This is a genomic window from Streptomyces sp. 5K101 (assembly GCF_046506645.1).
In the GTDB taxonomy this organism is placed as follows: Bacteria; Actinomycetota; Actinomycetes; order Streptomycetales; family Streptomycetaceae; genus Streptomyces.
Window position 1 is genome coordinate 1 of the sequence record NZ_JBKFFO010000019.1, and the last position, 20,825, is coordinate 20,825.

Annotated in this window: 15 protein-coding genes and 6 pseudogenes; 14 read left to right on the plus strand and 7 right to left on the minus strand. The window is 68.0% G+C overall.

The genetic code is table 11. From position 1 onward, the window contains the following. Positions 1 to 115, minus strand: a pseudogene (locus tag ACLB9X_RS28200) (IS630 family transposase); the annotation flags it as partial. A 30-nt stretch (positions 116 to 145) separates the two neighbouring features. On the opposite strand from ACLB9X_RS28200, the pseudogene ACLB9X_RS28205 reads away from it, so the two are divergent. From ACLB9X_RS28205 to ACLB9X_RS28220, 4 genes and pseudogenes are all read left to right on the plus strand, one after another. Beyond that, positions 146 to 565, plus strand: a pseudogene (locus tag ACLB9X_RS28205) (DUF4158 domain-containing protein); the annotation flags it as partial. A 303-nt stretch (positions 566 to 868) separates the two neighbouring features. Continuing rightward, positions 869 to 1,720 (plus strand): hypothetical protein, encoded by an 852-nt coding sequence (locus ACLB9X_RS28210; RefSeq protein ID WP_410363236.1) that lies wholly within the window; start codon positions 869 to 871, stop codon positions 1,718 to 1,720. Positions 1,721 to 2,156: 436 nt separating this feature from the next. Next, positions 2,157 to 3,683 (plus strand): ISL3 family transposase, encoded by a 1,527-nt coding sequence (locus tag ACLB9X_RS28215; protein WP_410363315.1) that lies wholly within the window; start codon positions 2,157 to 2,159, stop codon positions 3,681 to 3,683. Between the two features lie 61 nt (positions 3,684 to 3,744). Continuing rightward, positions 3,745 to 4,161, plus strand: a complete 417-nt coding sequence (locus ACLB9X_RS28220; RefSeq protein WP_410363237.1) for a DUF4259 domain-containing protein — start codon at positions 3,745 to 3,747, stop codon at positions 4,159 to 4,161. A 95-nt stretch (positions 4,162 to 4,256) separates the two neighbouring features. Here the strand turns inward: ACLB9X_RS28220 and ACLB9X_RS28225 are convergent, their stop codons facing one another. After that, on the minus strand, positions 4,257 to 4,979 hold the full coding sequence (locus ACLB9X_RS28225; RefSeq protein WP_410363238.1) for an IS3 family transposase: 723 nt from the start codon (positions 4,977 to 4,979) through the stop codon (positions 4,257 to 4,259). On the opposite strand from ACLB9X_RS28225, the pseudogene ACLB9X_RS28230 reads away from it, so the two are divergent. The 3 genes and pseudogenes from ACLB9X_RS28230 to ACLB9X_RS28240 form a co-directional block, all read left to right on the plus strand. Then, positions 4,947 to 5,585: pseudogene (locus ACLB9X_RS28230) on the plus strand (transposase family protein); the annotation flags it as partial. The gene ACLB9X_RS28225 and the pseudogene ACLB9X_RS28230 overlap by 33 nt on opposite strands. 115 nt (positions 5,586 to 5,700) lie before the next feature. Beyond that, entirely contained in the window at positions 5,701 to 8,436 is a 2,736-nt protein-coding gene (locus ACLB9X_RS28235) for an RHS repeat-associated core domain-containing protein (RefSeq protein ID WP_410363239.1), read from the plus strand. A gap of 96 nt (positions 8,437 to 8,532) precedes the next feature. Further along, complete coding sequence (locus tag ACLB9X_RS28240) at positions 8,533 to 9,441, plus strand: DUF4240 domain-containing protein (protein WP_410363240.1); 909 nt, start codon at positions 8,533 to 8,535, stop codon at positions 9,439 to 9,441. 476 nt (positions 9,442 to 9,917) lie between these two features. Here the strand turns inward: ACLB9X_RS28240 and ACLB9X_RS28245 are convergent. After that, a pseudogene (locus ACLB9X_RS28245) lies at positions 9,918 to 10,232 on the minus strand (carbon starvation CstA family protein); the annotation flags it as partial. A gap of 546 nt (positions 10,233 to 10,778) precedes the next feature. Between ACLB9X_RS28245 and ACLB9X_RS28250 the strand changes: the two are divergent. From ACLB9X_RS28250 to ACLB9X_RS28260, 3 genes are read left to right on the plus strand one after another with little or no spacing between them, the layout of a single operon-like run. Further along, complete coding sequence (locus ACLB9X_RS28250; RefSeq protein ID WP_410363241.1) at positions 10,779 to 12,329, plus strand: sodium:solute symporter; 1,551 nt, start codon at positions 10,779 to 10,781, stop codon at positions 12,327 to 12,329. 59 nt (positions 12,330 to 12,388) lie between these two features. Beyond that, complete coding sequence (locus ACLB9X_RS28255; RefSeq protein ID WP_410363242.1) at positions 12,389 to 13,027, plus strand: RNA polymerase sigma factor; 639 nt, start codon at positions 12,389 to 12,391, stop codon at positions 13,025 to 13,027. Further along, positions 13,024 to 13,284, plus strand: coding sequence for a hypothetical protein (locus ACLB9X_RS28260; RefSeq protein ID WP_410363243.1), 261 nt, complete (start codon positions 13,024 to 13,026; stop codon positions 13,282 to 13,284). Before ACLB9X_RS28255 ends, ACLB9X_RS28260 begins: the two co-directional genes overlap by 4 nt. Positions 13,285 to 13,341: 57 nt before the next feature. Here the strand turns inward: ACLB9X_RS28260 and ACLB9X_RS28265 are convergent, their stop codons facing one another. The 3 genes and pseudogenes from ACLB9X_RS28265 to ACLB9X_RS28275 form a co-directional block, all read right to left on the minus strand. Next, complete coding sequence (locus ACLB9X_RS28265; RefSeq protein ID WP_410363244.1) at positions 13,342 to 14,754, minus strand: aminotransferase class V-fold PLP-dependent enzyme; 1,413 nt, start codon at positions 14,752 to 14,754, stop codon at positions 13,342 to 13,344. Positions 14,755 to 14,836: 82 nt separating this feature from the next. Then, positions 14,837 to 15,355 carry a RidA family protein gene (locus ACLB9X_RS28270; RefSeq protein WP_410363245.1) on the minus strand — a complete coding sequence of 173 codons (519 nt, stop codon included), beginning with the start codon at positions 15,353 to 15,355 and terminating at the stop codon, positions 14,837 to 14,839. 134 nt (positions 15,356 to 15,489) lie between these two features. Further along, positions 15,490 to 15,576 (minus strand): annotated as a pseudogene (locus ACLB9X_RS28275) (Scr1 family TA system antitoxin-like transcriptional regulator); the annotation flags it as partial. A 282-nt stretch (positions 15,577 to 15,858) separates the two neighbouring features. On the opposite strand from ACLB9X_RS28275, the gene ACLB9X_RS28280 reads away from it, so the two are divergent. The 4 genes from ACLB9X_RS28280 to ACLB9X_RS28295 all read left to right on the plus strand — a co-directional run bounded on the left by ACLB9X_RS28280 (position 15,859) and on the right by ACLB9X_RS28295 (position 19,072). Next, positions 15,859 to 17,712, plus strand: coding sequence for an AAA domain-containing protein (locus tag ACLB9X_RS28280; RefSeq protein WP_410363246.1), 1,854 nt, complete (start codon positions 15,859 to 15,861; stop codon positions 17,710 to 17,712). Between the two features lie 261 nt (positions 17,713 to 17,973). Next, the gene (locus tag ACLB9X_RS28285; RefSeq protein ID WP_410363247.1) at positions 17,974 to 18,312 is read left to right on the plus strand and encodes a hypothetical protein; all 339 of its coding nucleotides are present in this window, start codon (positions 17,974 to 17,976) and stop codon (positions 18,310 to 18,312) included. 65 nt (positions 18,313 to 18,377) lie between these two features. Beyond that, positions 18,378 to 18,677 (plus strand): hypothetical protein, encoded by a 300-nt coding sequence (locus tag ACLB9X_RS28290; RefSeq protein ID WP_410363248.1) that lies wholly within the window; start codon positions 18,378 to 18,380, stop codon positions 18,675 to 18,677. Next, positions 18,674 to 19,072, plus strand: coding sequence for a PIN domain-containing protein (locus ACLB9X_RS28295; protein WP_410363249.1), 399 nt, complete (start codon positions 18,674 to 18,676; stop codon positions 19,070 to 19,072). Before ACLB9X_RS28290 ends, ACLB9X_RS28295 begins: the two co-directional genes overlap by 4 nt. 16 nt (positions 19,073 to 19,088) lie before the next feature. On the opposite strand, the pseudogene ACLB9X_RS28300 reads toward ACLB9X_RS28295, so the two are convergent. Next, positions 19,089 to 20,708: pseudogene (locus ACLB9X_RS28300) on the minus strand (DNA/RNA helicase domain-containing protein). Between the last annotated feature and the right edge of the window lie 117 nt (positions 20,709 to 20,825).

Consider the following 20,825-nt stretch of genomic DNA (forward strand, 5'->3'; position numbering starts at 1 on the left):
CGAGCTTGTAGCAGGTCAACGCGGCGATCGAGAACCGCCGCTGCGAGCGCCCTCGGACCCGGATGACGGGTGTGCTGCCGCGCTTTGCCCAGGTGCGTGAGGTCGGCGGCGTCATCGAGAACCCGGCGCCGAGCACGGGGCGCGCTCGCAGACGGTGTACGAGCATGCGTGGGAGATCCGGGACGAGTACGACTACCGGGAGTTTGCCGCCGGCGAGGAGGAGCTGCGGGAGTTTCTGGCGGCGCGGGTGTGGTCGTCGCTGGAGGGGCCGCGCGCGTTGTTCGACCGGGCGGTGGTGTGGCTGGTGCAGGGTCGCCGTGCAGGCGCTGCACTCCGGGCACGGAAGGGGCGCCGAGTTCGCAGCCCACCAGGGGCCCGGAACGACCCGCGTGCCGCGGCACGTTCCGGATCGGCCGTCCCCCGTACGTATCCACTGGCGGCATCGCCGCGCCGGGACACCGTCTCCGGCATCCCTGCCGCGCTCCGCACCATGCTCGGCGGCCGTGGCCTGGGGTGCGGGCGTGCCGGCGCCGTCGGGACGCCGCACGCCCGGAGCCAGCCGTGAGCGCGGATCCGGTCCGCTCCTGGCGGCCTCTACCGAGAGCCTGGCCGTTGCGAAGGACCTCAACCTCCTTGGGGGGCGATGTGGCTCACAAGCAGGTAGGCCAAGGGCCTGGAGTCCCAATGGTCGCGACCTCTTCCCTGCCGGAGGGGACGCGGTCCTTGACGCTTCGGCCGGGCCCCGCCCTACGCGGGTCAGCCTTGCGGCAGGTCGATGGCGGCTGCCGACGAACGGCGGAAATCCGGCATGCCGTCAGTAGCTGGTTCACGCGGGCACGGCGCGTCCTGGTGCGCGAGCCAGCCTCGAATGCTGATCTGGTCCGTGACGGGAGGCACGATGCGAGGTCAGCAGGGCGACGGGCCAGCAGAGAACCAGGACAAGCCGTTCCTTCACAAGCCGCAGGGGGTGATCTCCGTAGTGGGAGGAGCGGTTGCGATCCTGGTCGCGATTCTGGGCCTGGTGTTCGACCTCTTCCCGGGGTGCACGCCAGAGCGGGATCCGCCGAAGCTGGAACTTTCCAACGTGGACGTCGCCCGGGAGCAGGACATCGCCGCCGACTGGACTTTGGGGGATGAGCCGCAACCGGTCATTCAGGACTGGGAGGCCTCGCTGCTCTCGATCGCCCTGCGCAACCGATCCGCGGACGAGGTGCTGGTGACAGGGGCGGAATTCGCGATCAGCGCGGTCACGGAGCTGGGCTGCCCGTACGGTGCGGGTGGTTCGGTGGTAATGGCCCGGTACGACATCAAGGTTCCCGATGGGTTCACACCTCCGGACATGTTGACTCGGCCGCTGAAGTTCGAGGTGCCGCCGCACGGCAACGAGCGCATCGGATTCACCGTGGGACCTGAGATCCTCCCGGAGGGCTCCTTGCCGAGGGTGTACACCTTCACCGTCACCCTCTTGGCGGACGACAAGAGCCGCCTGACGACCGACGCTGTGGTCTTCATGAACCCTCAGGGCACGAAGTCAGTGCTCCAGGCGGCAGAGGAGGCCATGCGGGATGGCAAAGGCTTGACGACGCCAGCCTGTGTAAGGGAGCAGGCGCGCAAGGCGCGCGAGATCGTCGAGGGCGCCACCCTGGTCTCCCCCGAGCTGAGGGAGTACGGCGACGAACTGAACAGGCTGGCGACCATGCCCACTCCCACTTCAGGCTGAACCCGCGGGAACGTTCGCTACGCCTGAGCTGCCCCGAGTTTCGTAGAGTCCGGTGATCTTGTTTCAGGCGGACTGCGGGGTTTGCTCTTGGCTTCGCCGGAACGCTTCCTCGTACTCGGCCGGCGGCACGTAGTCGAGCGCGGAGTGCAGACGCTCTTCGTTGTACCACGTGACCACTGGAAGATCGCCCGCTCGGCCTGGTCGACGTCCCGCCAAGGGCTGGCTTCGTTCATTTCAAGCGGCTCTGGCTCGCTTTCCGTGATGAGCGCACGCTGAGTGACGGCTGATGCTTCGATCAGGCTCCGGGAAGTTGCCTGAAAATGACCAGCGCCGATCTTGATGTGGTCGACAGTGCGGCCTCGTGGGAGAGACTTCGCCCCGTCTGGAGGGCCTGCTGTTACCGTCCATCGCGGACGTGTCGGTGCTGTCGCTGAACGTGAGCCACAAGGCGATACGCATCGACGTCCGCAGTACGACGGCCGGGGCGGCATGCCCGGACTGTGGGAGCGAGTCGACCCGGGTGCACAGCTCTTACCTGCGGTTTCCTGCAGACGTGCCGAGCGGGGGACGTCTGGTGGCCCTCCAACTGCGAGTTCGGCGGTTCTTCTGTCCGGAGCCTTCGTGTGCTCGGCGGACGTTCGCTGAGCAGATACCGGGGCTGACCCGGCGGCACAGCAGGTGGACGGAGCGGTTGCGGTCGACTCTCGCCGCGGTGGGTCTCGCCCTCGCAGGCCGGGCCGGCGCCCGGATGGCACGGGCCTTCGGGGTGTCCATCAGCCGCAGCGCGGTGTTGCGGCTGCTCGATGCATTGCCCGAACCCGAAGCCCCCGCCCCGCGGGTGGTGGGTGTTGATGAGTACGCCACACGCAAAGGACGGGTCTACGGCACGGTGCTCGTCGACGTCGAGACCCGCCGGCCGGTGGATCTGCTGCCTGACCGGGACGCGTCCAGCCTGGCCGCATGGCTCGCGAAGCGACCCGGGATCGAGATCGTCTGCCGGGACCGCGCACCGTTCTTCGCGGAAGGCGCCACAGCCGGGGCACCACAGGCGACGCAAATCGCCGACCGCTGGCATTTGTGGCACAACCTCGGGGAAGCGGCTGAGCGGGCTGTCGCCCGTCACCGCCAGTGCCTTCGCGTCCTGGTCCCCGATCCCGAGGGAAAGGCCGACGAACCGGCGCCGCCCGAGGAAGAGGCGGACTCTCCATGGCGGAGCGAGCGGTTCGCCAACCGCGTCCGAGCCAGGCACGCCACGGTCCACGCACTGATGGAAGCCGGCCACAGCCGCCGTTCCATCGGGCGCCAGCTGAACATGACCCACCGCACCGTCAAGAGCCTCGCCGACGCTGCGAAGCCGGAAGACCTCTTTCGTGGCCAGTGGCAGCACAACAGGACCTCCATCCTCGACGAGTACAAGCCCTACCTGGACGAACGCTGGGACGAGGGCTGCACCAACGCCTGGAAGCTCTGGGAGGAGATCGTTCCCTTGGGTTACCGAGGCAGCTACGGCCGGGTCAGCGCCTACCTGCGAGAGAAGCGGACCTCACCACGGCCGGTCACCGCGCAACCGCCGGCACCCCGCGTGGTGACGAGATGGATCCTCAGCCGACCCGAGACGCTGACCGAGATCGAACAGCTCCGGCTCAAGGCCGTCCTGGCCAACTGCCCCGAACTCGAAGCCCTGACCGGTCACGTCCGGTCCTTCGCCCAGATGCTCACCGAGCGCCAGGGCGAACGACTCCCGCAGTGGCTCGACGCCGTCCGCCAGGACGACCTCCCCAGCCTCCACACTCTTGCAGCCGGCATCGACCGCGACCGCGACGCCGTCACCGCCGGACTGACCCTGCCCTGGAACTCCGGCGTCGTCGAAGGACACGTCAACAGGATCAAGATGCTCAAGCGCCAGATGTTCGGCCGCGCCGGCTTCGCACTGCTCCGCAAGCGGGTCCTCCTCGCCCCGTGACCGATGTCAGAGGCGCCTGGAACCATGCCTTCGTCCGAGACAGCCTTACCAGGAGCCATGCATGGGAACGTGGGGAACCGGCCCGTTCGACAGCGACCTCGCCGCAGACTTCGTCGATCAACTTGAGGGACTCACCCACCAGCAGGTCATCGACGTACTGGAGCGGGCATTCCAGCGAGTCACCGACTCGGGAGAACGCGTCGATGGCGGAGACGGGGCCGAAGCCGTTGCCGCTGGCGCTCTCGTCGCCAGCACCCTCCCGGACAGCCCCATCGCGATCGACCCCGATGACGGCCCCAGCCAACCGCTGCCCGAACTGCCCGCCACCCTTCGCGCGTCGGCGAGACTCGCACTGGACCGGGTTCTCCGGGACGGATCAGAAATGGCAACCGGCTGGGTGGACAGCGCCGACGCCAACCAGTGGCGCCAGGAAGTGCGACAGATCCTCCAAGCACTCGAAACACCCACTGATCACTAACCGTGACCGCTTCACGGAAGTCGTGCCAGAACCACGACTCATGAACAAAGCCAAAGGGCCCTGCATCTCGATCAACTCAGCCTTGAAGGTGCCGTTCAGGGCCTCGGCCATCGCGTTGTCGTAGATGTCCGCGACCGAGCCGACCGAGGCCGAAGCCCGACGTCGGACAGCCTCTCGGTATACCGAATTGATACGTATGGCGACCCGCGGTCGCTGTGATGAATGAGGCCGGAATCTTTCTTGACCCTCCTTCCCCACAGCGCCATCTCCGGGGCATCCAGCAGAAGTTCGGTCCGCATGTGGTTCGCGACCTGCCAGCCGACGATCATCCGTGAGTAGACGTCCAGGACGAACGCCACGTATGCCCAGCCGGACCAGGTACGCACATACCTCATGTCAGCCACCCACAGCTGATCCGGCCGCGTAGCGGTGAAGTCGCGGTCGAGCACGCCCGGCGGGCGGGGCGCCGACGGCTCCGCCACGGTGGTCCGCCGCCGTTGCCCACGGATCACGCCCTCCAGGCCCAGCTCGGCCAGCAGCCGCTCGACGGTGCACCGGGCCACGTCGACGCCCTTGCGCCGAAGCGCGCGGGTGATCCGCCCGGCGCCATAGGTGCCGCCCGACTCCGCGTGGACAAGCTCGATAACCCTTCTCATCCTTTGGTTCGAGGGTGATGACGGCCGGTGGTCGGGTCCCGTGACGCGGCAGGGCTCCTGGTCGTTGCGGCTGGTGATCTCACTCGCCAACGTTGCGACACAGGAGCCCTGTTGGTCCCGTATCGTGCCATGCTCGACGTCCCGCACGAGGTCGTTGAGCACGTTTCCTGGCTCACCTACGCCCGAAGGTGTGAGCTGAACTCCCGCTGGCGCAGGCTGGGCTGCTTCCGGCAGGCCCTGCTGGTCCTGGTACACCTGCGCAAGAACGAGACCCTGGCCCAGGTCGCAGGAGGGTTTGGTGTCTCCACCGCCACCGCCGGCTGGTACGTGAGCGAGACGGTCGAGCTCCTCGCCGAGTGCGCTCCGAGCCTGCACGAGGCCCTGCGCGAGTCACCCCCGGAGGGGTTCGTCATCCTCGACGGCACCCTGATCGCCACTGATCGCATCGCGGCGGATGAGCCGTACTACTCGATGAAACACCGCCGTCACGGGATGAACGTACAGGTCGTGGCCGCCCCGGACGGAACACCCCTGTGGTTCTCGCGAGCGCTGCCCGGCCGCACGCATGACCTGACCGCGGCCCGCGCACACGGTGTGATCCAAGCCTGCCTGTCCCGTCAGCTCCTCGTCCTGGCCGACCGCGCCTACCAGGGCGCCGGAGCCACCGTGCGCACCCCTTACTACGGCCGCGACCTCCCCGAGAAGTACGCCCAGTTCAACCGGGACCACGCCCGGCTGCGGGCGCTGGCCGAACGTGCCTTCGCGCGCCCCTCCAGGGTGCCAGTGACCCTCCGCGTAATACATCGCCTCCCTGCCCCGTCTCTTGGAAGTGAAGGCGCACACGCCTCGCGAGGCGCTGGCTCCTGACCAGCACCTTCGCCCCATGGACTCGCACTCGGAGCACACGCGATGCCGCAGCCGTACACGGCCAGCACCATCACCGACCCCGTGCGTCTCCGGCCGTGAGGTCAACACGGCGACTCCGGGCGGGCACATCACCACCACCGAATACGACCGCTTCGGCAACACCGTTCGCGAACTCTCGGCAGGCAACCGCGCTCTCGCCCTCGGCATCAGCGCCGCAGACCGGGCCGTACAGGAGGACTTGGGCATCCGATTGCTGCCCAGTGCCGAGCGGGCGAACCTTCTGGCCGCCATCTCGGTCTTCAACGAGACCGGCACACGGGCACTGGAGAAGCTGGGTCCGCTGCGCCGCATCGATCTGACCGCCGACCTGAAGTCGGGGACCACCACCTTGGTCGCGGCGGGTACCTCGGTGACTGCCCGCAGCTGGGTCATCAACGAGTACGACACGAGCCGACCGACAGACGGCACGGCTAAGGTCAGGGACCAGCTCACCAAGAGCACCATAGGTGCCCAGGTTCGGGAGCATTCCACTGTCCACGGCGAGACCAGAACGTCCCAGATCTCCTACGACTGGGCAAAGGGTCTGCCGACCCAGACCGTGCAGGATCCTGGTGGCCTGGCGATCACCACCACGACCGAGTACGACGCCCAGGGGCGCGTCACCAAGCAGCTCCGGCCCGGAACTACCGGCACGGACGCCGCGACCCGCGTGACCACATACTGGACGGCCACGGGCACGGGCACCTGCCAAGGACGCCCGGAATGGGCTGACCTGGTCTGCTCCACCGGACCGGCCGGTGCCATCACCGGCGGCGGCACCAACCCGTCCCAGATGCCGACCACGACCACCGAATACAACTGGTGGGGCCGATCGGCCACGGTGCGCGACACGGCGAACGGCAGCACCCGTACCACCACGATCCAGTACGACGCGGTCGGCCGCCCCACCAGGACGGCCATCACTGGCGGAATCGGGCAGGCGGTTCCTGAGTCCACCACGGAATACGACCCGGCCACGGGCCATCCCGTGAAGCTGACCTCACCGACCGGCGGCACCATCATCAAGGCGTACGACAAGCTCGGCCGCCTGATCTCGTACACCGACGCCGACGGTGGTATCACCACCACCGAGTACGACCTGCTCAACCGTCCGGAAACAACGGACAACTCACCCTCGACTGTCACATACACCTACGACCATGCCGTCGAGCCGCGCGGCCTCGCCACGAAGGCCACCGACTCCGTTGCGGGTATCTTCCAGGCTGCCTACGACGCCGACGGCTCCGTCCTCTCGCAGAAGCTGCCCGGCGGCTACACCCTGCAGCACACAGAAGACACCACCGGGGCATCTGTCCGGCGGCGCACGTACACCCGCGACAGCGACGGCGTCAGCATCATGACCGACACGGTGACCCGGTCTGTTCTCGGGCAGGTCACCACCCACGCAGGCTGGTCCAACCAGTCCTACGCGTACGACAAGGCAGGTCGCCTCGCCACTGTCGAGGACACCGCCGATACCGTCTGCACGAGGCGGACGTACGCCTTTGACAGCCGCAGCAACCGCACGTCCCTGACCACCAACGCCGGCGCCCCCGGCGTCGACTGCCCCACCACAGGCGGCACCACCAACAACCACACCTACGACAGCGCCGACCGCATCGTCGACACCGGCTACACCTACGACGCCTTCGGCCGCGCCACCGCAACCCCCGGCAACGGCACGATGGCGTACTACGCCAACGACCTCGCCTACCAGCAGACCGCCAACGGAGAGCGCCAGACCTGGCAGCTCGACGCCAGGCTGCGGTTCCGGTCCTGGAAGACGGAGACTGGCAGCGGCTCCACCTGGACCCAGACCGCCTCCAAGATCAACCACTACGACAGCGACGGCGGCAACCCCCGCTGGATCATCGAGGACACCGCCACCGGGGCACTGACGCGCAACGTCAACGGCCTCGATGGCGGCCTGGCGGCCACCACCACCAAGACCGGCGGGACAGTCCTCCAGCTCACCAACATCCACGGAGACGTCAGCCTTCTGCTTCCTCTGGACACCAGCATCGCACCGACGGTGCTGGACGCTGACGAGTACGGAAACTCCAAGGTCGGCCGGACCGAGGCCCGGTACAGCTGGCTCGGAAGCCAGGGCGTCTCCAAGGACGCCCTCGGTGGTCTGCTGGTCGCGGGAGTTCGGGTGTACAACCCGGTAACGGGGCTCTTCCTGTCTCCCGACCCTGTCGTGGGAGGAAACCCCAACGCCTACGGTTATCCCACTGACCCGGTCAACTACATGGACGCGGACGGCCGCTACGCCATTGCCATGAACCCTGGGGCCCTCCTTGCCCTCGGAACCGCAATCCTGATCGGCTATATCATCCTTCTGGCAACCGCTTGGATCTGTCAGCAACTTGGGTGCTCGATCAGCCTACCCGGCCCAAACGTTGCCATTCCAGACAAGAACTCGGGTTCTGCCAAGAAGTACAAGAACACCAAGTACATCGGCTACATGATCTATTACAAGGGAAAGATCTGGAAATACGGGATATCTCGTGTCGGCAACAGCAGGCCGGCCAGTCAGATTCGCACCTGTAACAAGTACTACGGCACATCCAGCGGATGTAGGTACACCGTACTGAGGAGAAACTTGGGGGGATGGTTCTACGCCCGCAGTTGGGAAGCAGCCATGATCCTGCAGTACGTGGCCAGGCACGGCCACTGCCCACCCGGACAGGCGAAGAAAGTCTGCCGGTAAGATGCCGCATGCACAGGGCTGAGTGAAAAATAAGCGGGTGGGGTGCCACAATGGCGCCCCACCCGCTGCACTCGCCGGCAGAAAGGAGGCTAATCCATGACAGAAGAAGAGTTCTGGTCCCTCATCGACCTTCTTGGAGGCGTGGCAAACCAGCGCACCACTTCCGCACTGACAGAGGCCCTGACCAGAGAGGGAAAGGCTCGCACTGAAGAGTTCGCCGATATACTGACGGAAAAGCTTCAGCGACTCGAAAGTGAGTCCCTATCGGGAATCCCCACACGTGATGTGAATGATCCATCAGACGCGCCGCCCCTGCCACTGGTTGGTGACGCACTTATCAGTCTCCACTTCGCGGTTGTGGCAGCCGGTAAGTCACGATTCCATCAAATCCAGGAACATCCAGACCGGGTGGCTGACTGGGCCTGGGACTTCAGCGAGTCAGACGGCCTGGCCGATGCCGTCTCCATGGCCTACGAGAACACCACCGGACAACCATGGCCAGGCCCACCGCCTGGATTCCATGTAGATGAACCCGAAACGTCGACGGCCACTGTGACCGCGGATTTCCCATGGCTCAGCCTCGCTCTGCACGGCGACAACGACATTCCTGTGGCGTACTTCGATGCGGCTGGCACCGTAGTCGAGTTGATGCGGAGCGACTCGCAGTGGCGTACTTGGTGGTCGCGTGCCGAGCAGAGCGACCTGGCTATCGAGATCGAATACGGTTCTCGGACGGAGCGCAATAGCGTCACTACTAGAAAGGGACGGGCGTGGGCCTCGTTCCGCAGGAACGAGGCCCGCTTTCGCGGGTTGAACAAGGGTGCTCTTGCCTACCTGGCTGCCACTGACCTGGAAGAAGTCTTCACCCTCGTATCCACGTCCCTGAGCCTGCCTACGCCACCCCAGGTGCCTCGTCCGGCACAGGCAACCCCGCCGACGAGGCGAACCGAAGCGGCCCGCGCAAGGCTGGAGGAACTACGACAACGGCGTCACAAACGCCCCTGACGTCACACCATCAGACAGCGGCCAGGGTCGGGGAACCCTCGCGGACTTCGCCGAGGAGCACAAGACTGGCTGCGGATCTTCCAGATGCCCTCCTACGCACCGGAGTTGAGAGGCTCTATTCCTATCGATCTTGAGTGCGGTGTGATCGAATATGGCTGGTGGCGGGGGTGAACTCGGCCGAGTCTGCGCATGAAGACAGGGCCTCTTGGTATCTCGGAGTTGTTGAAGCAACGAGGTACACAGGACGCCCTGTTGTCGCAGTTGTACGCTCTTGAGCCATCCGAGTCCAACGCGTACGCCTCGTCGCGTGACTGTCTCGCGCACAGGTTCGGCAACGCGGCGGATCAGCCCGACCGGGCGCCGGTGTATGACACGGATCTGACGGATGAGCAGTGGGCGGAACTCAGGCCGCTGCTGCCGGTGCCGGCGTGGATGGCGGGCCGGGGCGGGCGCCCTGAGGGCCACTGCCACCACAAGATGCTCGACGCTGTTTTGCCGAACAGGACTCGGCGGTCGGTGAGTTGGTAGTCGATGCCGTCGTCCAGCCGCTCGGCCGGGGTGGCGCGGCGGTCGTCGAGTTCCAGGACGCGGCGGGCGATGAAGCGGGAGTAGAAGCGGTAGGCGATCGCGTACGAACTGAGGGCGGCCACGACCAGCCAGACGGCGGAGATCTCCTCGCCCCTGGCCAGTGCGACCATGCCCCAGGCGACGGCGCCGACGAGGGCGACGCCCGTCCAGGTCAGGATCGTTGTCGGAGTGGGTCTCGCGCTGCGGGCGCCGTTACGTAGCACAGTTGCTCCAGTTGCCGGGGTCTCCTGCACGAAGGCACGGAGAACACGCGAAGCGGATCGGGTGCGGGCGGCGCAGGGTCGCGACGCGCGGCGGATCCGCGGAACGGATTCACGGAGGAGTTGCGGTCGGCCGTGCGCGGGTTGACAGCCGGTTTCCGGAAGTTTTCGGCCACCGTCCTCAACCGCCGACGACCGACGCAGCGTTCGACGCCTGCCCCGCCTTGCCCGCTGCTGAAACGGGATGACGGGCAGCTGGAGGTGTCACACCGCGCGGTTCTTCCCCACGTCACGGGGTCTATCCCTTGGCTGAATTCAGTGGTTCACTCCTCATCTGTTGGGGGTTGCTTTCTCCGTGCTGGTGATGCGTTCGGCCTCGCGACGGCCGCCCGGCATGGCTTCTGCGTCCGTGTAGTTGCGCTCGGCCCCGCAGGGGTTTACCGCGACGTGGCCGGATTTCCCTCGCCGAGGGCCGGTGCGCCGTCGGGCTCCCGAGGGTGATCCAAGGGCCGTGAACGGGCAACAGGCCACAACGAGCGTGGAGGAGCCATGAGTAACCTCGCCCCAGTGATCACCTGTACGGCGGTCGTACTGGTGGCCTCGGCGATCGCACTGAAGGGTGCCCGCCTCGCCTCGGGCGGCACCGGGGTGAGGGCGGACCTCGAGGACTGGGCCCTGGCCGACCGCCGCCAGGGCGGTGGCCTCGTCTGGTGCCTGCTCGGCGGCACGATCTACACCGCGTACACGTTCACCGCCGTGCCGGGCGCCGTCTTCACCTCCGGCGGCATCGGGTTCTACGCCCTCCCGTACACCGTGATCATCTGCACGATCGCCTTCGTCCTGCTGCCGCGGCTGGCATCGGCGGCGCGCGCCCACGGTCACGTCACGGTCGCCGACTTCGTGCGGGAGCGGTACGGCTCTCCGCTGCTCGCGCTCGCGGTCGCGCTCACCGGGATCTTCGCCACGATGCCGTACATCGCGCTCCAGCTGATCGGGCTCCGGGCGGTCCTCAGCGTGCTGGGGCTGCGGCCCGACGGACTGCTGGGCGACGCCGCCCTCACGGCCGTGTTCGCCGTGCTGGCCGTCTCCACCTACCGGTACGGGGTGCGGGCGCCCACCCTGGTGTCGGTGGTGAAGGCCGTGCTGGTGGTGGGCGCCACGCTCAGCATCGGCGCACTCGTCCTCACCGACATCGGGTCCCCCGCCTCGCTGTTCGCCCGCGCCGACGCGGCGTTCGCGGCACGCGACGGTGTCGCCACGCTCGTCCCCGACCCTTCCCTGGCGCCGGCCTATGCGTCGCTGGCCCTGGGCTCGGCTCTCGCCCTGTTCGCCTTCCCCCACGTGCTCCAGGTGGCCTTCTCCGCCCGCACGACGGACGTCCTGCGGCGCTCGTCCGTCGGCCTGCTGGGCTGGACGACGATGCTCGGCCTGTTCGCCCTGTTCGGGATCGCGGCACTCGCCTCGGGTGTCCGCCCGCCGCCGGGCCGCTCCGAACTGGCGATCCCCCTGCTCGTCCTCGACCTCGCACCCGGTTGGGCGGCCGGACTCCTGCTGGGCGCCATCGTCGTGGCGGCGCTCGTGCCGGCCGCCGTGATGTCCATCGGCGCGGCGACCCTCTTCGCGCGCAACGTCTACCTGGAGTTCGTCAACCCCACCGCCACGGCGGCGCAGGTGACCCGGATGGCCCGGCTGATGTCGCTGGTCGTCAAGGTGGGCGCGCTGGCCTTCGCGCTCGGGCTGCGCGACCAGGCCGCGATCAACCTCCATCTGCTGGGGGCGGTGTGGGTGTTGCAGATCCTGCCGACGATCGCGCTGGGCCTGCTGCATCGCACCCCGCACCGCGTTTCTCTGCTCGCAGGATGGCTGCTCGGCATGGTCGTCGGCACGGCCCTGGTGAACGCGAGCGGCTACTCCTCCCTCGTGTCACTTGCCCTCGGCCCCGTAGAGGTCCAGGTGTACGCCGGCGTGGTCGGCCTCGCCGTCAACCTCGGCGTCGTCGCGCTGACCAGCCCGCTGCTGGACCGGCTCGGCGTGCCGCGCGGCCTGGCGGGAGTGCTGAGACCGGGCCGCTCGGCGTACGGCAGGGGGGTGGCGCGATGAGGCGTACCGAGCGCACGGAGCGTGTCGAACGCACAGAGCCTGTCGAGCGCACGGAGGGCATGGAGCGTACGGACCAGCCGTGGCGCCGTGGCCGCACCGCCACGGAGCCCGACGCCGTGGGGCCCGCCTCCCCACCTCCCGTCTCCTCCCCCGCCGGCACGCCGGAACCGATGCCCGCGGGCACCGAGCCCGGTGTGGACCTGCGGGACGTGGAACGGGAGACGGCGATGATCCGGCTCTTCGACGGCCACCATGCCCAACTGGTCCGCCTGGCCGTACTGTTGGGTGCCGAGCAGGACGCCGAGGACGTGGTGGCGGAGGCGTTCTGCGTACTGCACCACCGCTGGTACCGACTGCGTACGCCGGAGGCCGCGCCCGCGTACCTTCGTTCTGTGGTGTGCAACCTCGTCCGGATGCGAATACGGCGCCTTCAGGTGTCCCGTCGCCATGCCGACATGGAGGTCTCCGAGATCGCCTCCGCGGAGTCCACCGCGATGCTCCACGAGGACCAACGGCAGGTCGTGGACGCGCTGAAGAACCTGCCCACCCGGCAGCGGGAGGCACTGGTCCTCCGCTACTGGATGGACCTCAAGGAGAGGGAGATCGCCGAGTCGATGGGGATCAGCACCGGTGCGGTGAAGTCGCACATCTCCCGCGGGATGCACGCGTTGTCGCGGGCCATGGAGACCCATCGATGAGTGTGGACGACCCCGAGGCCCGGCTGCGCGACACCCTCGACTCGCTGGCGTCGACGGTGGTGCCGTCGCCCGACGCCTACGCCAGGGCCCGCTCGGAGTGGCAGCGGCGGGACCGGCGGCGCCGGCTCGTCATGCTGGTCCTCGCCGTACTGGTCGTGGCCGTCGCCGACGTGGTGGGTCTGTGGGCGCTCCACTCCTTCGCCGCCCCCGACCGGCCGCCGGGCCAGGAACGGATCGACGTGATCGTACAGCCATGAGCCCATGCAGGCGAAAGGGGGCCGCGGAGGGAACGCCGCGGCCCCTTGTCGAGGTACTCAGGCCATGTCGCCGGACAGCTCCCACAGTGCGTCGACGACCCGTTCCACGTCCTCCTTCTGGTGGAACAGGTGCGTGGACACCCGGACCGCCTGATGGGGCCTGGCCGAGCCGATGACGGGGAAGTCACTGGTGCGGATCACGATGCCGTACTCGTTCTTGAGCCGGGCGACCAGCGTGGTGGTCTTCTGCGCGTCGTGCACGTCACGCGGGTCGCGGAACGGCGCGAAGGAGGTGAGGGCGCACATCAGGCGCGGGTCGTCCTTGGGCGAGTACAGGGAGTCCACACCCCACCGCTCGACGATCAGCTCCTTGAGGTACGCCGACAGGCCGAGCACATGGTCCTCGATGCGCTGCCGCCCGATGCTGTCCCACACCTCGCAGACATGCCGCACGCCGGCCATGACCGCGAGGCTGCTGTTGCCGACGGTCTGGAGGTCGGAGCCGATGTCGTAGCTCTCGGTGGGGCCGTTCGAACGGGGCGGCACTCCTCCTTCGGAGGGGTAGCCGCTGGACACGACGGGCCAGAACTCCGGCAGGGGGTTGGGGTTGTAGCGGGGCAGGACCTTGTTGCGGATGTAGAGGACGCCCGTACCGCCCGGCCCGCACTGCCACTTCGCCGCCGACCCGGCAAGGAAGTCGACGCCCAGCTCGTGGAAGTTGTACGCCATCATGCCGGGAATGTGCGCACCGTCGACCACACTGATCAGGCCGTGGTCCTGCGCGAGCCTCGCCAGCATGGCGATGGGCAGCATGGTGCCGGTCTTGTAGGTGGGAGCGGAGAACACGAGCGCCTTGGTGCGCTTGGTGATGGCCCGCCGGAACAACTCGACGTAGTCCTCGGCACGTTGCCTGTTGCCGACAGGCAGGGCGACCCGCTTGATCACAACGCCGTGGCGGTCCCGGGCGATGGCCATGGGCACGTTGCCGCCGGAGTGCTCGTGATTGGTGGTGAGGATCTCGTCGCCCTCCTTGAGGGCGAGACCGGCGAGGATCTTCGACATGCCGTCGCTGGTGTTGTGGGAGATCACGAGCTCGTCGGGATCGCACCCGTAGCCGCGGGCCGCCACGGCACGGACGTCGGGGAAGTCGCTGTAGGCGGATATCGCCCCGGCGGCGACCTCGCGGTGGACCCGGTCGACGGTCTCGACGACCTCGCGGGGCGGCGAGCCGACGGTGCCGACGTTCATGAAGAGGACGTCCTTGTCCAGCATGAACAGCCGCTCCACCTCGCGCCAGTAGCCGGGGGACGACGGGGGCGGGAGGGTGGCGGCGGTCGCACCGGGCGTGGCGGCGTGTGCGGCCGGGGCGGCACCGGCGGTCCCGATACCGACGCTCGCGGCCCCGGCCCCCAGGAATCCGACGAAGCCGCGCCGGGAGACCCCGGAGCGTGTGCGCGTGTGTCTCGACATGATCATGTCCCTTCAGCGGTGACGCGACGAACGGCGATTCGATGGACGACGACTCAACGGACGCGACTCAACGGAACGCGACTCAACGGACGGCGATGGCGGAGATCTCGACCTTGGCGTCCCGCGGCACGCGGGCGACCTCGACGGTGGCGCGCGCGGGAGGCGCGGCGGACCCGAAGTACTCGGCGTAGGCGGCGTTGAAGCGCGCGAAGTCGTCGAGATCGGCGAGGTAGACGGTGGTGCTGACCACGTGAGACATGGACATCCCGTCGGCCTCGAGCACGGCCTCGACATTGCGCAGCACCTGCCGTGTCTGCTCCTCGACGGAGGCGCCGGCGGGAATGGCCCCGGTCCTGGGGTCGATGGGCAACTGCCCGGAGACGAAGGTGAAGTTCCCGGCGGAGATCCCCTGCGAGTAGGGCCCGATGGCGGCGGGCGCGTCGGGGGTGGCGACGACACGGTGCCGGGGACTCTGCTGGTCGGTGGTCTCGGCGACGGCGGAGGCGCCGCCGAGGCCGAGGAACAGGGCGGCGGTGGCGGCGAGGGCGGTCACACCCCGCCGCCGCCCACTGCCCCAACCGTCTTGCTTCGAGGTCTGCATTCGCACGTCCTCCCGCACACATCAGCACATGGACACGCCCTCGTTCGGGGCGTCGTTGCGTGCTGGTTGGTTGCGGGAGGGCGGGGGGAGGTTTACGGGCGGGGCAGTGAAATTCAGATATGCGCACACGGCACCGCGTAGGCCTCGGTCTGCAGCAGCCCTGGCGCCACCCGGCACTCGTACGTGCACAGGCTGACAGCCGTGGCCTCCAGCTGCGCCCACGGGCCCGGGGCGTCATCCGGGCCGATCTCGCGACGGCGCAACAGCAGCACACGCAGGCGACGCAGAGCCGCGACGCGGCGAACTCCGCTCAGGCCGGCGCCCGGAGGGAAATCGCCGAACAGACGGCCCTGATCGAGAAGATCGGCATCCCACGCGGTCTGTTCGCCGACCGGAAGCAGAAGCAACTGGACGACGCAGAGGCGGCCGTCGCCGGTGCCCGTGGCCGCCTGGAGTCGATCACATCGAACCTCGCCGCTGCCGAGCGCACCCGGCGGCATGCCATGGCGGAGGTGACCCGGCTGCTGTCTGCCCTGCCGGTCGAGGAGGCCAAGGTGTCCGGCCTGCCGGGTCGGGCATTGCTGGTGTCGCAGGCCGACCGGCTGCAGCAGGAGATCAACACGATCGAGGAGCAGCGCCGCCAGATCAAGGATACGGTCCGCTCGAAGTGCCGGGTCCTCGGCGCGACCGTCGCCAAAGCCGTCCAGTCGCGCAAGCTGCTCGACCGGGTCGACGTAGTCGTCATCGACGAGGCGGGGATGGTCGACCTTCCCTCCGCCTGGTACGCCGCAGGTCTCGCCGGAAAGCGGGTCGTCGTGGCCGGCGACTTCCGTCAGCTTCCGGCCGTGACCAAGGGCAGCGACGACCGCAAGGCGACGCCGGAGGAACGCGACCACGCGCTGCAGTGGTGCGCGCGTGACGTCTTCCACGCGGCGGGGATGGTCGGGGCGTCCGGGTCCGTCGTACCGGACAACCGGCTCGTGGCACTGAACACCCAGTACCGGATGCGCAGTCCCATCTGCGATCTGGTCAACACCGTCGCCTATCCGGACGCGCCGCTCTCCACTGGACGCGGCGACAGCTCCCGCATCCCCTTCAATCCGCTCGTCGAGGCGCCGGTGATCCTCATCGACACGTCGAAGCAGCGGATCGCCGGGCGGGACCACCTCACGAACACGGTGCACGAGGCGGCCGTCCATGAACTCGTCCGCGGCCTCCAGTACGAGGGCGTGCTGCCCGGCCGCAAGGCGGAGGACGTACTCGCCGGCGAGCAGGCTACAGACCGGCTGGCGGTGATCGCCCCGTATCGGGCGCAGGTGCAGGCTCTCAAGAGCAGCCTGGCATACCGGTTCGGAAAGCCCTACGAGGGCCTTGTGGACACCGTCCACCGTTTCCAGGGGAGCCAGCGGCCGATTGTCATCCTCGACACGACGGCCGGTTCGGGCAGGTCACCGGGCTACTTCTTCAACGGCAGCGGACTGTCTTCGCACACCTGCCGTCTGCTCAACGTCGCGCTGAGCCGGGCGCAGGACCATCTGGTCGTCCTCGCGGACGTCGAGCACCTGCGGGAGCATCTGACCGCCGGCAGTGAGGCGCTGCGCATGCTCGATCACCTCGCGGCGAACGCACAGTGCATGTCCGTGGACCAGCTCATCCCGGTCCGTGATGCCGCCCAGTTGTCGGCCCTGTCCGAGGAGGAACTGGCCCGGCCCGCGTTCTTCCCCGCCGACGAAGTCCCCGCAGCCGTCCAGTGGGACATCGCACGGGCAGAGCGCACCATCGAGCTGTACTCACCGTTCCTCGACCGCCAGCCGGTCCGCACCTGGTCGGCGCACCTTGCAAAGCGCGTTGTGGACGGCGTGCAGGTGACAGTCACGACACGGGATCCGCAAGAGCAGACGACCGATGCGGCGGCTGAACGCGTCCAAGGACTGGTCGACGAGCTGCGTTCGGTGGGCTGCCGGGTCGAGTACCGGGAGCGGATGCACGAGAAGGTGCTGATCCTGGACCGCACCGTGCTGTGGCACGGCTCGCTCAATCTCCTGGCCAACAAAGGCCCCACAGACCTGATGATGCGCCTCACGGACCCGCTGGCGTGCGAGCGGGTTGGGCGGGTCATCGAGCGCGCCCGCAAGGAGAAGGCAGCGTGGAACCCGCGAACGGCAGGGGCAGGGAGAGCCGGCGGAGGGAGTGGCGCCGACGGAGAGCGCCTCTATCTCGAAGTTCCATACGCCGACAAGGACGAGGCGAAGAAGCTCCTCGGCGCGCGGTGGGATCCCGCCCGCGGGAAGTGGTACGTGGACGCGGCCAAGGTCAGCCGCGAGCAAGCTGCGCGCTGGCTGCCGCCGTCGCCCTGATTGCTGCCGGACTGTCGTACATGCGACCTAGACTCATCAGCACACGGGCGCGCGCGAAGAGCAACGATTTCGTACAGCACCTCCTGGAGCACTTCAACTGGCAGCGGACAGGTCGCCGACAGCCAGGACGCTGACCGGCCGTCGGCCTGATCGGCCGGTTTCGCAACCGGATCGTCTTGTCAGTGACCTGCGCTTGTATGGGGGCATGACTGTCCATGATGTCGCAGCCGCGCTTCCCTCCATCCGTGATCTGCGGGCCCTGTGCCGCTCGCCTTCAGGGACGGCGACATACCCAATGTGACCTTCTGCCTGTGGCGTCAGGTCGATGACGACCGCTGGCGCACCGGCCGGATCGAGTTCCCGAGCGCTCACTCGGACCCGGACGGCTCGGGATGGATGTTCGACCTTCTCCTCGATCCGAGACCCGAGGCCTTCCAGTCGTTCGCCGAGGACCACTACGAGCGCCCCGTCGACCTGGACGCCGTGCGGCACATCTGCGAGCAGCGGTCACTGACTGGGCATGTGGTGGCCCGGCTGAATCCGGACGTCTCCTTTGCGGACGTCGTGCGGGAGGCGAAGGACATCGGCTACCCGGTCTGACCATGCCAGGAGGCCGCTTCGGGCCGAGCTGGCCGACGCCCGGCAACGCCGGTATGGTCGATGGTATGGCAACCAAGAAGTACACCGTCACGCTCCCCGAGGAGCTGGCCGAGGCCATCCGTGCCGAAGTGGGGCCGGGCGGCTTCAGCCGCTATGTCACGCACGCCATAGAGCGTCAGCGTGAGAGAGAGCGCCTCGGTGAGGCGGTCGACTGGTGGGAGTCCGAGTACGGCGAGGTCACCGACGCCGAGATGGCCGACGCCGCAGCGGAGCGCCGGGACATCGAGCGCCTGCACGCACAGCTGGCTCAGGACCGGCAGGCAGCGGACCATCCGGCGTCCGACGGGAACGGGCGGGCCGCGTGACGGACGAGGCGATCTACCTGCTCGACAGCGAGGGCCTGTCGCAGTGGGTGCGAGGTGAGCGCCGGATGGGCCTCCGACTCAAGGAGGCACACCGGCTCGGCATCCGGGTCATGACCACGTCAATGACGCTGATCGAGGCGTACGACGTGAAGGCGTACCGCCCGGCCTGGCACTGGGCGCTGTCGCGCATCCACGTCGAGCCGGTCACAGAGGACGTCGCCGACGAGGCAATCGCCCTCCTCCGGGAGGCAGGGCTGCACGGCCACAAGTACGCCATCGACGCGGCGCTCGCAGCCGTCGCCCTGCGTCAGCACGGGCCCGTCACCGTCTTCACCTCCGACGAGGACGACATACGCAAGCTCTGCGGCAACCGCGTGGTGGTCGTCAAGCTCTGACGGCGCCGGCCGCCCGTCACACCGCAGCCGGCTGCCGCTCCAGGCTGCCCACCAGCTCCCGCAGTTTCGCCCGCGTCTCCGGGTCCGTCGAGTACACGACGGTGCCGACCATGCCGCGCGTGAGCAGCACCTTGTAGGTGTTACGGATCAGCCGGTCGACGTCCGCGTCCGGTGTGGACTTCTTGAAAACCGGGTCCTTGGACGCCGTACGGTCTGTAACCCAGAGGTCGCCGCGCCAGACCAAATCAGGGCCGATGATGACGCCTGACCAGTCGTACTCGAAGCCCTGGGCGGTGTAGACACAGCCGACCTGGCCGAAGCCCGCCGGGTCGGTGGCCCACAGGGCCGAGGGCGGGGCGCCCGAGATGGCGCGGTCGCCGCGCAGGTTCCAGGGGCGGGCCCAGACGCCGATGACGACGTCCGCAGGGAGTGGGTCGCCCGGCTTGGGCTCCTTCGACCAGGGCCAGCAGCAGCCGGCCGACATGCGGGCGCCGTAGCCCTGATCGCGGCGGCCTTCGAGGAACGTCTCCATCTCCTCGGGGCTCTCGGCGACCACGAGCTGCATACGGTTGTCCGGGTCCCAGGTCACCGGGCCGCCCGGCTCCAGGCCGAGGAGCCGTACGACCCACCCAGGTAGGCGTCACTGCCGCCGCAGCGGAACTGGCTGTCGAGCGGTATGACATGGCACTCGAAGCCCTTCTTCGCGGCGGCCGCCCTGATCTCGGCCACCGTGCCCATCTCCCCCGGCCGCACCACTTGGTGTTCGTCGAGAAGGAAGACGGGGACGCGTGCGACGTCGATGAGCTCCTCGATCTGCGGCCGGCCGGTGCGGTGGGCGGCCGGAGTATAGCGGTTGGCTGACGTCTCGCGGATGCGATCGCTTGGCCTTATCGACGGCGTTGAGCACCATCCGGTACGCGACCTGTTGTTCGTCGAGGAGAACGAACTGCTCCCGGTGGCGGACCTCGTCGGCGGCCACCGCTATGAGTTGCTTGGACGGGACGGGCTTACCCGCGAGCAGTTCGTCTGCCGCGACGGCGCCGGCATGCTTGTCGCTCAACTTGGTGCGGAGGTGGTCGAGGAACGCGCCGCGCTGCTGCGCGGTGAAGAGGCGGCCGCGGTCGTCCGTCTCGATCGCACGCAGGCCCGACGCACCGAACTCGGTGGCGTTGTGAAGGTAGGCGACACCAGAGATGCGTCCGGGGTGGGGCGCGAGCGCGCCGTTGAAGTTGACAAGGTACTCGCTGCGTACCTGCTCGATCGGGTTGAGGACGGCGTATGCGTAAGCGCCGATGCGGCACAGGGCCGGATCGTCCTCGTCTGGTTCGGCCTGGCTCCACTGCTTGAGTTCGACCACCACGTACGACGGTTCGCCTGTCGTGGGGTGGACGCCGGCGAGACGACATCCGCGCGCTTGCTGTTGACGGCAGCGCGTACTCGATCAGCACCTCGACGTCACCCAGGCCGGCCTCGTTGAGGGCGTTGACCAGGGCGGGATGCTGCGCTCCCAGGAACGGGCTTCCGAGGCGCTGGGGCGGTAGCCGTGCATGTGGGAGAACTGCTCGGTCAGATGCAGGAACAGCGAACTGTCCAGCACTGCGGCCGCGACCGACGTGGCTGACGCACGGAACAACAAGGATCCCCCAGGCAGCACGAAGTGACTCGTGCGGGTGGGGGCATGTCCTTCGAGACTCCACCGGGGTGGAGCGGAAGCCCGTCGGGCCGCGATGACGATGTGATCAAGAATACCTGT